This is a genomic window from Janthinobacterium sp. BJB426 (assembly GCF_002735705.1).
Classification (GTDB): Bacteria; Pseudomonadota; Gammaproteobacteria; order Burkholderiales; family Burkholderiaceae_D; genus Janthinobacterium.
Window position 1 is genome coordinate 50083 of sequence record NZ_PDZL01000026.1, and the last position, 12979, is coordinate 63061.

General features: G+C 56.3%; 9 protein-coding genes and 1 tRNA gene. All 10 read right to left on the minus strand.

Features of this window, described 5'->3' with window-relative positions; genetic code table 11:
* Window positions 1-47 precede the first annotated feature (47 nt).
* On the minus strand, window positions 48-4289 hold the full coding sequence (gene rpoC / locus CSQ93_RS26025; RefSeq protein WP_034753138.1) for a DNA-directed RNA polymerase subunit beta': 4242 nt from the start codon (window positions 4287-4289) through the stop codon (window positions 48-50).
* A 109-nt stretch (window positions 4290-4398) separates the two neighbouring features.
* Entirely contained in the window at window positions 4399-8505 is a 4107-nt protein-coding gene (gene rpoB / locus CSQ93_RS26030) for a DNA-directed RNA polymerase subunit beta (RefSeq protein ID WP_099380535.1), read from the minus strand.
* A 244-nt stretch (window positions 8506-8749) separates the two neighbouring features.
* Complete coding sequence (gene rplL, locus CSQ93_RS26035) at window positions 8750-9121, minus strand: 50S ribosomal protein L7/L12 (RefSeq protein ID WP_034753136.1); 372 nt, start codon at window positions 9119-9121, stop codon at window positions 8750-8752.
* A 67-nt stretch (window positions 9122-9188) separates the two neighbouring features.
* A complete protein-coding gene (gene rplJ, locus CSQ93_RS26040) occupies window positions 9189-9728 on the minus strand; it encodes a 50S ribosomal protein L10 (RefSeq protein ID WP_034753621.1) in 540 nt (179 codons plus the stop codon).
* Window positions 9729-10047: 319 nt separating this feature from the next.
* Complete coding sequence (gene rplA, locus CSQ93_RS26045; protein WP_034753134.1) at window positions 10048-10743, minus strand: 50S ribosomal protein L1; 696 nt, start codon at window positions 10741-10743, stop codon at window positions 10048-10050.
* Window positions 10743-11177, minus strand: a complete 435-nt coding sequence (gene rplK, locus CSQ93_RS26050) for a 50S ribosomal protein L11 (RefSeq protein WP_034753131.1) — start codon at window positions 11175-11177, stop codon at window positions 10743-10745. The genes rplA and rplK overlap by 1 nt, the downstream gene beginning before the upstream one ends.
* A 115-nt stretch (window positions 11178-11292) precedes the next feature.
* Window positions 11293-11919 carry a transcription termination/antitermination protein NusG gene (nusG, locus tag CSQ93_RS26055; protein WP_034753130.1) on the minus strand — a complete coding sequence of 209 codons (627 nt, stop codon included), beginning with the start codon at window positions 11917-11919 and terminating at the stop codon, window positions 11293-11295.
* Entirely contained in the window at window positions 11919-12302 is a 384-nt protein-coding gene (gene secE, locus CSQ93_RS26060; protein WP_035823944.1) for a preprotein translocase subunit SecE, read from the minus strand. Before secE ends, nusG begins: the two co-directional genes overlap by 1 nt.
* A 32-nt stretch (window positions 12303-12334) precedes the next feature.
* Window positions 12335-12410: transfer RNA gene (locus CSQ93_RS26065), tRNA-Trp, on the minus strand.
* Between the two features lie 66 nt (window positions 12411-12476).
* On the minus strand, window positions 12477-12979 hold a 503-nt coding region (locus CSQ93_RS26070), incomplete at its 5' end, for an EF-Tu/IF-2/RF-3 family GTPase (RefSeq protein WP_099378430.1).

Below are 12979 nucleotides of genomic sequence, written 5' to 3' on the forward strand. Positions count from 1 at the left end.
AAAAAACGGCACCCGAAGGTGCCGTTCTTGTCAGCTAGCAGCGCAAATTACGCTTCGTCGCCGTGGTGTTGCTGGGTTTCGATGTCCTGCAACGCTTCGGCAGCTTCGCCAGCCATCGAGGCTTTCTCGGCCAGCAGCAGCGCTTGACGCTCTTCCACTTCCCACGCTTCTTTCTCTTTGCGTGCGCGGTGGAAGGCCAGGCCCGTACCGCCAGGAATCAAGCGGCCGACGATGACGTTCTCTTTCAGGCCGCGCAAACCATCGCGCTTGCCCATGATCGCCGCTTCGGTCAGCACGCGGGTGGTTTCCTGGAACGATGCCGCCGAGATGAACGAATCGGTCGACAGCGATGCCTTGGTAATACCCAACAAGACGTTTTCGTAGGTCGCTGGAATCTTGTTCTCAACGGCCATGCGATCGTTCTCGTCCAGCAGTTCCGAACGCTCTACCTGCTCGCCAACGATGTAGTTGGTGTCGCCGGCATTGACGATCTGAACACGGCGCAGCATCTGACGCACGATCACTTCGATGTGCTTGTCATTGATCTTCACGCCTTGCAGACGGTACACGTCCTGCACTTCGTCAACGATGTAACGTGCCAGCGCTTCGATACCCAGCAGGCGCAGGATGTCTTGCGGATCGGCCGGGCCGTCCACGATCATCTCGCCCTTGTTCACGACTTGGCCGTCATGCACCAGCACTTGTTTGTCCTTGGTGATCAAGAACTCATGCTTGTTGCCGTCCATGTCCGTGATTTCCAGACGCTGCTTGCCCTTGGTTTCTTTACCGAACGCAACCGTACCCGTGACTTCCGCCAGCATACCGGCATCTTTCGGCGAGCGTGCTTCGAACAGTTCCGCAACGCGTGGCAGACCACCGGTAATATCGCGCGTTTTTTGCGATTCGGTAGGAATACGTGCCAGCACTTCACCAACCGATACCTGTTGACCGTCCTTGACCATGATCAGCGCGCCGACCTGGAAGCCGATCGCCACCGAGTGTTCGGTGCCGGCGATCTTGACTTCTTCGTTCGCGTCGTTGATCAGCTTGACTTGCGGACGCAACGTTTTCGTCAACGAACCGCGACGTTTCGCATCGATCGCCACCAGGGTGGACAGACCGGTCACTTCGTCGACCTGACGGGCTACGGTGACGCCTTCTTCGACGTTCTCGAAACGCACTTGACCGGCGTATTCGGTAATGATCGGACGGGTCAGCGGATCCCACGTTGCCAGGGCCGTACCGGCCTTGATGACCATGCCGTCCTTGACGATCAGGGTCGCACCGTACGGTACTTTATGACGCTCACGCTCACGGCCATGGTCGTCGGTAATCAGCACTTCGCCGGAACGGGAAATGACGATTTGCGCGCCCTTGCCGTTCGTCACGTAACGCATGGTTGCCGTGAAGCGGATGGTACCGTTCGACTTGGCTTCCACCGACGATGCCACTGCTGCACGCGATGCCGCACCACCAATGTGGAAGGTACGCATGGTCAGCTGGGTACCAGGCTCACCAATCGACTGCGCTGCCACCACACCGACGGCTTCGCCGGCGTTGACCAGCATGCCGCGGCCCAGATCGCGGCCATAGCACTTGGCGCACAGGCCGAAGCGCGTGTCGCAAGTCAGTGGCGTGCGGACCTTGACTTCATCGATGGACAGACGCTCGATCTCTTCGACCATGTCTTCGTCCATCAGGGTGCCGGCTTCGTACAGCGTTTCCTGGGTTTCAGGATTGACGACGTCATGCACCACCACGCGGCCGAGGATACGGTCACGCAACGGTTCGATGACTTCACCACCTTCGACCAGTGCCTTCATGACGGCGCCGTTCATGGTGCCGCAATCGTCCTCGATCACCACCAAGTCTTGCGTCACGTCAACCAGACGACGCGTCAGGTAACCGGAGTTAGCCGTTTTCAGCGCCGTATCGGCCAGACCTTTACGAGCGCCGTGGGTCGAAATGAAGTACTGCAAAACGTTCAGACCTTCGCGGAAGTTCGCGGTAATCGGCGTTTCGATAATCGAGCCATCCGGTTTGGCCATCAGACCACGCATACCGGCCAACTGGCGAATCTGGGCTGCGGAACCGCGCGCGCCGGAGTCGGCCATCATGTAAATGGCGTTGAACGATTCTTGCGTCGACTTGGTGCCGTCGCGGCGGATCACGTCTTCGACTTTGAGCTGGTCCATCATGGCCTTGCCGACTTCATCGGAGGTCTTGCCCCAGATATCGACTACCTTGTTGTAACGCTCGCCGGCGGTCACGAGACCCGAGGCGTATTGCTGTTCGATCTGCTTGACTTCCGATTCGGCCGTCGCGATCAGGGTAACTTTTTGAGGCGGTACCAGCATGTCGTCGACGCAGATCGAGATACCGGCACGTGTCGCCAGGCGGAAACCCGATTGCATCAGTTTGTCTGCGAACACCACGGTGGCGCGCAGGCCGCACTTGCGGAACGACGTGTTGATCAGCTTGGAAATTTCTTTCTTTTTCAGCGCGCGGTTCAGGACGGAGAACGGCAAGCCTTTAGGCAGAATTTCCGACAGGATCGCACGGCCGATCGTCGTTTCGTAGCGGGTTACCGTTTTCTCGAATTCGCCCGTTTCGGCGTTTTTCGGGTATTCGGTAATACGCACGGTAACGCGGGTCGTCAGTTCGACTTCCTTGTTGTCGTAGGCGCGGATCACTTCCGACACGTCAGGGAACATCATCCCTTCGTTCTTCGCATTGATCGCTTCGCGGGTCGCGTAGTACAGACCCAGCACGATATCCTGGGAAGGAACGATCGATGGTTCGCCGTTCGATGGGAACAGGATGTTGTTCGATGCCAGCATCAACGTGCGTGCTTCCATCTGCGCTTCGATCGACAGAGGAACGTGGACCGCCATTTGGTCACCGTCAAAGTCGGCGTTGAATGCGGCGCAGACGAGCGGGTGCAGCTGGATGGCCTTGCCTTCAATCAGGACTGGCTCGAAGGCCTGGATACCCAGACGGTGCAGCGTAGGTGCGCGGTTCAACATGATCGGATGTTCACGGATCACGTCTTCCAGGATGTCCCACACGACCGGCTCTTGAATCTCGACCAGCTTTTTCGCGGCCTTGATCGTGGTAGCCAGACCCATCAGTTCCAGTTTATTGAAAATGAATGGTTTGAACAGTTCCAGCGCCATCAGTTTCGGCAAGCCGCACTGATGCAGTTTCAATTGCGGGCCCACGACGATGACCGAACGACCGGAGTAATCGACGCGTTTGCCCAGCAAGTTTTGACGGAAACGACCGCCTTTACCTTTGATCATCTCTGCCAAGGACTTCAGCGGACGCTTGTTGGCGCCGGTCATCGCTTTGCCGCGACGGCCGTTGTCCAGCAGCGAATCGACCGCTTCTTGCAGCATGCGCTTTTCGTTGCGCGTGATGATCTCTGGAGCGCGCAGCTCCATCAGGCGTTTCAGACGGTTGTTACGGTTGATGACGCGGCGATACAGATCGTTCAGATCCGAGGTCGCGAAACGGCCACCGTCCAGCGGTACCAGCGGACGCAATTCCGGCGGCAGCACTGGCAGCACTTCCATGATCATCCAGTCAGGCTTGATGCCCGAACGCTGGAACGCCTCCAACACCTTAAGGCGTTTGGCGTATTTCTTGATCTTGGCTTCGGATTTCGATTCCTTCAGTTCCACGCGCAGGGTTTCGGCATCGCGGTGGATGTCGATCGAGCGCAGCAGTTCACGGATACCTTCGGCGCCCATGAAGGCGGTGAAGTCGTCGCCGTACTCTTCGTACTTGGCGGCGTAGTCGTCTTCCGACATGATCTGGCACTTCTTCAGCGGGGTCATGCCTGGATCGGTCACGACGTATGCTTCAAAGTACAGCACGCGTTCGATGTCCCGCAGGGTCATGTCCAGGACCATGCCCAGACGCGACGGCAGCGACTTCAGGAACCAGATGTGCGCGGTCGGCGAGGCCAGCTCGATGTGGCCCATGCGCTCGCGGCGCACTTTGGCCAAGGTGACTTCGACGCCGCACTTTTCGCAGATCACGCCGCGGTGTTTCAGGCGCTTGTACTTGCCGCACAGGCATTCGTAATCCTTGATCGGGCCAAAGATCTTGGCGCAGAACAGGCCGTCGCGCTCAGGCTTGAAGGTACGGTAGTTGATGGTTTCCGGCTTCTTGACTTCGCCGTAGGACCACGAACGGATTTTCTCAGGCGAAGCGAGACCGATCTTGATTGCATCGAAGGTCTCGTTGGTCTGTACTTGCTTGAATAGATCGAGCAGTGCTTTCATGTATCACTCCAGAGGTGATTAAATTTCTATATTCCTGAGACTACATTGCCCGGCGTGGTTTCCCAGCCGGGCTTTGTGTTTCCCAAACCAAATGACAGGGTGCTGTCGTTTAGTTGCGTTCGAGGTCGATATCGATACCCAGCGAACGGATTTCCTTGACCAGCACGTTGAACGATTCCGGCATGCCGGCGTCGATCACGTGGTCGCCCTTGACGAGGTTCTCGTACACTTTGGTACGGCCATTCACGTCATCGGACTTGACGGTCAACATCTCTTGCAAGACATACGACGCGCCATACGCTTCCAGTGCCCAGACTTCCATCTCACCGAAACGCTGACCACCGAACTGGGCTTTACCGCCCAGTGGCTGTTGCGTCACCAGCGAGTAAGGACCGGTCGAACGCGCATGCATCTTGTCATCGACCAAGTGATGCAGTTTCAGCATGTGCATGACGCCGACAGTGACCTTGCGCTCGAACGCTTCACCGGTGCGACCGTCATACATGGTCACCTGGTTTTTCGAAGCGGTCATGCCCAGGTTCTTGGCGATGTCGTCCGGATACGCCAGGTCCAGCATGCGGCGGATCTCTTCTTCATTGGCGCCGTCGAACACTGGCGTGGCGAATGGAACACCTTTTTTCAGGTTTTCCGCCAGCTTCATGATCTCTTCGTCGTCGAAGTTATCCAGATCTTCCGCGCGGCCATTGTCGTTGTAGATCGTCGTCAGGTACTTGCGCACTTGTTCGACCTTGGTTTGCGCCTTCAGCATTTCGCCGATACGGATACCCAGACCCTTGGCAGCCCAGCCCAAGTGAGTCTCGAGAATCTGACCAACGTTCATCCGCGAAGGAACGCCCAGCGGGTTCAGCACAACGTCGGCTGGCGTGCCGTCGGCCATGTATGGCATGTCTTCCACAGGAACAATACGGGAAACCACACCCTTGTTACCGTGGCGACCTGCCATCTTGTCGCCCGACTGCAGGCGGCGTTTCACGGCCAGGTACACCTTGACCATTTTTTGCACGCCTGGTTGCAGCTCATCGCCTTGCGTCAGTTTCTTGCGCTTCTCTTCGAAGGCCAGATCGAACTGGTGACGCTTCTCGTTGATCGATTCCTTGATCGCTTCCAGCGCTACCGCTGCATCGTCGTCCGCAGGGCGGATGTCGAACCAGTGGTATTTGTCCAGATCGGCCAGGTAATCCTTGGTGATCTTGGCGCCTTTGGCCAGCTTTTTAGGGCCGCCATTGACAACTTTGCCGATCAGCATTTTTTCCAGACGCTGGAAGGCATCGCCTTCAACGATACGCATCTGGTCGTTCAGATCCAGACGGAAGCGTTTCAGTTCGTCATCGATAATTTGCTGGGCACGCTTGTCGCGCACGATGCCTTCACGGGTGAAGACTTGCACGTCGATCACGGTACCGATCATGCCCGAAGGCACGCGCAGCGACGTGTCTTTCACGTCCGAAGCTTTTTCGCCGAAAATCGCGCGCAGCAGCTTCTCTTCCGGGGTCAGCTGGGTTTCGCCTTTAGGCGTCACTTTACCAACCAGGGTGTCGCCGGCTTGTACTTCAGCGCCGATGTAGACGATACCGGATTCATCCAGACGTGCCAGCTGGTTTTCAGCCAGGTTCGAGATGTCGCGCGTAATTTCTTCCGCGCCCAGTTTCGTGTCACGGGCCACCACCGACAACTCTTCGATGTGAATCGAGGTGTAGCGGTCGTCCTTGACGACGTTTTCCGAGATCAGGATCGAATCTTCGAAGTTCAGACCATTCCATGGCATGAAGGCCACGGTCATGTTCTGGCCCAGCGCCAATTCACCCAGGTCGGTCGATGCGCCATCGGCGATCACGTCGCGCTTGGCAACACGGTCGCCCACTTGCACGATAGGACGCTGGTTGATGTTGGTGTTCTGGTTCGAACGGGTGTACTTGATCAGGTTGTAGATGTCGACGCCCACTTCACCAGCGGTTGCTTCGTCATCGTTCACGCGAATCACGACACGGCCCGCATCGATGTAATCGACGATACCGCCACGCAAGGCTTGCACGGTGGTGCCCGAGTCGACCGCAACGGTGCGTTCGATACCGGTACCGACCAGCGCTTTTTCAGGACGCAAGCAAGGCACAGCCTGGCGTTGCATGTTGGCGCCCATCAATGCACGGTTCGCATCATCGTGTTCGAGGAACGGAATCAGCGAGGCAGCGACGGAAACGATCTGGCCAGGTGCCACGTCCATGTACTGGATGCGCTCCGGGGAGACCAGGATGGTTTCGCCGGCTTCACGGGCCGAGACCAGTTCATCGGACAGCGTACCTTCATCGCTGATGGTCGCATTCGCCTGAGCGATGATGTAGCGACCTTCTTCGATGGCGGACAGGTAGTCGATCTGATCGGTAATCTTGGAGCCTTCGACCTTGCGGTACGGGGTTTCCAGGAAGCCATATTCATTCAGGCGGGCATACAGAGCCAGCGAGTTGATCAGACCAATGTTCGGACCTTCCGGTGTCTCGATCGGGCAGACGCGGCCGTAGTGGGTCGGATGCACGTCGCGCACTTCAAAGCCGGCGCGTTCGCGTGTCAGACCGCCGGGTCCCAGAGCCGATACGCGGCGCTTGTGGGTAATTTCCGACAGAGGATTGGTTTGGTCCATAAACTGCGACAACTGGGACGAACCGAAGAACTCGCGAATCGCGGCCGAAATCGGCTTCGAGTTGATCAGGTCGTGCGGCATCAGGTTGTCCGCTTCGGCTTGGCCGAGGCGTTCCTTGACGGCGCGTTCAACACGCACCAGACCGGCGCGGAATTGATTCTCGGCCAGTTCGCCTACGCAACGTACGCGACGGTTACCCAGGTGATCGATATCGTCGACTTCGCCGCGGCCATTGCGCAGTTCCACCAGGATCTTGATCACGGCCAGCACGTCTTCGTTCGACAGGGTCATGGCGCCGGTCAGTTCATCGCGGCCAATGCGGCGGTTGAACTTCATGCGGCCCACGGCCGACAGGTCGTAGCGGTCCGAGTTGTAGAACAGGCCATTGAACAGCGCTTCAACGGAGTCTTCCGTTGGCGGTTCGCCTGGACGCATCATGCGGTAGATCGCCACTTTCGCAGCCATCTGATCGGCGGTGTCGTCGATACGCAGGGTTTGCGAGATGTAGGCGCCCTGGTCCAGGTCGTTGGTGTACAAGGTCTGGATTTCGGAAATGTTGGCATCGCGCAGGCGGCCCAACAAGTCTTCGGTCAGCTCATCGTTCGCGGACGCGACGACTTCGCCGGTGTCGCCATCGACGATGTTCTTCGCCAATACGCGGCCCAGCAGGTAGTCTTCCGGTACGGAAATGTGCTTGATGCCGGCAGCTTCGATATCACGCACGTGTTTCGCGTTGATACGCTTGTCTTTCAGCACCAGGGTCTTGCCCGACTTGTCGACGATGTCGAAACGCGCCACTTCGCCGCGCAGACGCTCGGAGACGAATTCCATTTCCGCGCCTTCGGAGCGCAGGTTGAAATTGTCGAAGACGAAGAAGTTCGCCAGGATTTGCTCATGCGACATGCCGATAGCTTTGAGCAGGATCGTCACTGGCATCTTGCGGCGGCGGTCGACGCGGAAGAACAGGATGTCTTTCGGGTCGAACTCGAAGTCCAGCCACGAACCGCGGTAAGGAATGATACGCGCGGAGAACAGCAGTTTACCGGACGAGTGAGTCTTGCCGCGGTCGTGCTCGAAGAACACGCCAGGCGAACGGTGCAACTGGGAAACGATAACCCGCTCCGTGCCGTTGATGACGAACGAACCGGTGGTCGTCATGAGCGGCAATTCGCCCATGTAGACTTCCTGTTCCTTCATCTCTTTGACGACGGGCTTGGTTGGCGATTCCTTGTCCAGGATCACCAGGCGCACTTTCGCGCGCAGCGGCGACGCGAACGTCAGGCCACGTTGTTGACATTCTTTGACGTCAAAGGCAGGATCGCCCAGAACGTACGACAAGAATTCGAGACGCGCAAAACCATTGTGCGACACGATAGGGAAAATCGAAGTGAAAGCCGACTGCAGGCCATCATTCTTGCGGCCGGACGGTGCTATGTCCTCTTGCAAGAAGCTATGATAAGACTCGAGCTGGGTCGCCAGCAGGAACGGAACGTGGTGAACGTTGGCGCGCTTCGCGAATGATTTGCGAATGCGTTTCTTCTCAGTAAATGAGTAGTGCATGGACACTCCGTGAGTGACAGAAAGGATAGAAAATTCAGGTTTTGCAAGTGTTCGTTTGCACCGCTGCGTGTGACACAGACGAAACCTCAAGGCTCTGCTTTCCGGCTTGAATCGAATAAAAACTGCTGCTACAACTACATGACAAATACGATGCAGACGACAAAGGAGCCAAAGTCGGATTTCCCCCCTTGCGAGGGGAAACCTCAGACTTTGACTCGGGCGCTAACTGCCGCCGGTACAGATATTACTTGATCGAAGCGGTTGCGCCGGCTTCTACCAGTTTCTTCTGTGCTGCTTCAGCGTCAGCTTTCGACACTGCTTCTTTCACAGTTTTTGGTGCGCCATCGACCAGGTCTTTAGCTTCTTTCAAGCCCAGGCCGGTGATTTCGCGAACTGCTTTAATAACGCCAACTTTGTTTGCGCCGAAGGTGTCAAGGATGACGTTGAATTCGGTTTGTTCTTCAGCAGCTGCTGCTGGGCCTGCTGCAGGACCGGCCGAAGCCATTGCTGCTGCGGACACGCCGAATTTTTCTTCGAATGCTTTAACCAGGTCGTTCAGGTCCATTACGGACATGGCGCTAACTGCTTCCAGGATATCGTCTTTGCTAATTGCCATTTTGAAACTCCTAAATTTATTACGTTAGTTACATCAGATTGGTACTGAGAGAAAAAAGCGCGCGCAATTAAGCGGCTGCTGGGGCTTCTTCTGCTGCTGCTTCTGCAGGAGCTTCGGCGCCTTCGCCTTTTTTCGCTGCCAGGGCAGCCAGACCACGTGCAAAGCCCGAAACCGGAGCCAGCATAACGCCCAACAACTGCGAAATGAGGACTTCACGGCTAGGAATGCTCGCCAACGCGGTGACAGCAGCTGTATCCAGCGGCTTGCCTGCGTAGTTACCTGCTTTGATGACCAGTTTGTCGTTGGTTTTAGCGAAGTCAGCGATGACTTTAGCTGCTGCAACGGCATCGGCCGAGATCGAGTAGATCAACGGGCCGGTCATGGCATCTGCCAGGCTGGCGAATGCGGTACCTTCAACGGAGCGACGAGCCAGAGTGTTTTTCAACACACGCAGGTACACGCCTTGGGCACGCGCTTTAGCACGCAGTTGCGTCAAGTGACCAACCTGGATGCCACGATATTCGGCCACGACGATCGTTTGCGCATTTGCTACTTGTGCGGAAACTTCGGCGACGACGGCCTTTTTGTCATTCAGATTGAGACTCACGGTCAACCTCCTTAAATGATGTTCGGCAATCACAACCGAGTGGTTGAGCGCCTTGCATCGGTTCGAACACGGCGTCCGAAGTCAAGAAGTACTAAACTGAGCGGATGGATTCACGCAGCATGAGGACTACAAAACTTGTTCGGGTACACCATCTGCGTTGGGCACCTGCCGTTGCCGGCAAGCCTATTAACCTTCTGCATGTGCCATCGCAGTCGGCCCAACGGTCTTTGATTGTCTGCCTGCCTGGTGCGAACACCAGGCAGACAGCCCAAAGATGCGCCCACAGCGCCCGAAGGCGCGTGGGACTTGATTCTGTTACTTAAGCTGCCAGGCTAGCCTGGTCAACACGGACGCCAGCGCCCATGGTCGACGACAGCGAAACTTTGCGCAGGTACACGCCTTTGCTCGATGCTGGCTTGGCTTTGTTCAGTGCGTCGATCAGTGCGACCAGATTCGACTTCAGATCTGCGTCAGCGAACGATTTACGGCCGATGGTAGCGTGGATGATACCGGATTTGTCGGTACGGTACTGAACTTGACCGGCTTTCGCGTTTTTCACGGCGGTAGCGACGTCAGGAGTAACAGTGCCAACTTTCGGGTTAGGCATCATGCCGCGTGGGCCCAGGATCTGACCCAGGGTACCAACGATACGCATGGTATCTGGCGAAGCGATAACGATGTCGAAAGGCATGTCGCCGGCTTTGATCTGCTCAGCCAGGTCTTCCATACCAACGATGTCGGCGCCAGCTGCTTTGGCAGCTTCCGCTTTTTCGCCCGACGCGAATACAGCCACGCGTACGGTTTTGCCGGTACCAGCTGGCAGCACGACGGAGCCGCGCACCACTTGGTCGGATTTCTTAGGATCAACACCCAGTTGTACCGATACGTCGATCGATTCATTGAACTTGGCCGTTGCGCACTCTTTGATCAGAGCGACAGCGTTGTCGAAAGCGTACACTTTGGTACGGTCGACTTTGGCTTTCAAAGCCTTGATACGTTTGGATAACTTAGCCATTATACAACACCTTCCACCGTGATACCAATCGAACGAGCGGAACCAGCGATGGTGCGTACAGCAGCATCCATGTCGGCAGCGGTCAGATCAGGGGTTTTCAATTTAGCGATTTCTTCAGCTTGTGCGCGGGTCAGCGTACCGACTTTGTCGGTATGTGGCTTCGGCGAACCTTTGGTGATCGCAGCAGCTTTTTTGATCAGGTAGGTTGCTGGAGGCGTCTTCATCACGAAGGTGAAGGACTTGTCAGCGAACGCGGTGATCACGACTGGAATCGGCATGCCTGGCTCCAGACCTTGGGTCTGTGCATTGAAGGCCTTGCAGAATTCCATGATGTTCAGACCACGTTGACCCAGAGCTGGACCGATTGGTGGGGATGGGTTTGCTTTACCAGCTGGCACTTGCAGCTTGATAAAACCAATGATTTTCTTTGCCATGATGGCTCCTATCTTGGATTGAGTAGTAGCGCCCCGCCGATCCTACCCTGGCGGGGCTCCTCTGACCGGATTTTGCTGAGACTGCCGCAACGCTCCTGGTGGCGCTTGCTAATGCTTAAACTTTTTCGACCTGGCCGAATTCGAGCTCTACCGGGGTAGCGCGGCCGAAAATGGTGACCGAAACGCGTACTTTGGATTTCTCGTAGTTGACTTCTTCGACATTGCCGTTGAAATCGGTGAACGGGCCATCCTTGATACGGACTTGCTCGCCCACTTCGTACAAGGTTTTTGGACGGGGCTTTTCAACACCTTCCTGCATCTGCTTCATGATGCCGTCGATTTCGCGCGCGGAGATCGGCGTCGGCTTGTTCGACTTGCCACCAATGAAACCGGTAACCTTGCTGGTGTTCTTGACCAAGTGCCAGCTCTCGTCCGTCATTTCCATTTCAACCAGCACATAGCCAGGATAGAAACGACGCTCGGTGACGGACTTCACGCCATTCTTGACTTCGACAACTTCTTCGATCGGCACCAGGATCTGGCCGAACTGGTCTTGCATGCCCGCGCGCTCGATGCGCTCGGTCAGTGCGCGCATGACGCTTTTTTCCATGCCGGAATAAGCATGCACGACATACCAGCGCTTGCTGCTCACTGGCACGCTCAGCGCTGCACCAGTGTCCGCCACCGGAGCGTCGCCCGGAACGGACTCGTCCGCCGCTTCATCATGCACATTTTCGCTCATTATTTTTTCCAACCCAGAATTACGTCATACAACAAAAACTCGAGCAATTTATCCGTGCCCCACAGGAAAATCGCCATGACCAGCACAAAGGCAAACACGATCGCAGTAATCTGCGTGGCTTCTTTGCGGGTAGGCCAAACGACTTTCTTGGTTTCGCGCACGGCTTCTTTGGCGAAATTGAGAAATTCACGGCCGGTCGTCGAGATATACAAGAGCGCAACAGCAATAACCAAACCAGCCACAAGCGCGCTTGCACGCACCAGAGCTGGTTGGCCTGCCAGGTAATAAAACCCGACTACTCCTGCAATCGCAGCCACTATTGCCAGCGCGACTTTTATCTTGTCACTCGACGTGCTAACGGTTTGCACGGATTGATTTGACATTTTTCTACTTTCGGTGCCCTGCACCTTGACGGTGGCAGGGACGGAGGGCATCGAACCCCCAACCTTCGGTTTTGGAGACCGACGCTCTGCCAATTGAGCTACGTCCCTACGTAAAACTTTCGAGGAGTGCTATTCTACCACCCAGGACGCCCCAGGTGGAAGCATAACATTTCCTTATGCGAGGATTTTTGCAACCACGCCGGCGCCGACGGTACGACCGCCTTCACGGATAGCGAAGCGCAGGCCTTCTTCCATCGCGATCGGGTTGATCAGCTTGACGGTGATCGACACGTTATCGCCTGGCATGACCATTTCTTTGTCTGCTGGCAACTCGATCGAACCAGTTACGTCCGTCGTGCGGAAGTAGAACTGTGGACGATAGTTGTTGAAGAATGGCGTATGACGGCCGCCTTCGTCTTTCGACAGAACATAGATCTCGCCGGTGAAGTGCGCATGCGGCTTGATCGAGCCTGGCTTTGCCAGAACTTGACCACGTTGCACGTCTTCACGCTTGGTGCCGCGCAGCAGCAGACCAACGTTGTCGCCAGCTTGACCTTGATCCAGCAGTTTGCGGAACATTTCCACGCCGGTGCAAGTCGTTTTGACGGTATCGATAATACCGACGATTTCGATCTCTTCGCCGACTTTAACAATGCCGCGCTCGATACGACCGGTTA

What these genes read in the sequence shown, in the direction of transcription:
- rplA (WP_034753134.1), bottom strand. Translation starts at nt 10,743, where the DNA reads ATGGCTAAGTTATCCAAACGTATCAAGGCTTTGAAAGCCAAAGTCGAC.
- rpoB (WP_099380535.1), bottom strand. Translation starts at nt 8,505, where the DNA reads ATGCACTACTCATTTACTGAGAAGAAACGCATTCGCAAATCATTCGCG.
- nusG (WP_034753130.1), bottom strand. Translation starts at nt 11,919, where the DNA reads ATGAGCGAAAATGTGCATGATGAAGCGGCGGACGAGTCCGTTCCGGGC.
- secE (WP_035823944.1), bottom strand. Translation starts at nt 12,302, where the DNA reads ATGTCAAATCAATCCGTGCAAACCGTTAGCACGTCGAGTGACAAGATA.
- rplL (WP_034753136.1), bottom strand. Translation starts at nt 9,121, where the DNA reads ATGGCAATTAGCAAAGACGATATCCTGGAAGCAGTTAGCGCCATGTCC.
- rplK (WP_034753131.1), bottom strand. Translation starts at nt 11,177, where the DNA reads ATGGCAAAGAAAATCATTGGTTTTATCAAGCTGCAAGTGCCAGCTGGT.
- rpoC (WP_034753138.1), bottom strand. Translation starts at nt 4,289, where the DNA reads ATGAAAGCACTGCTCGATCTATTCAAGCAAGTACAGACCAACGAGACC.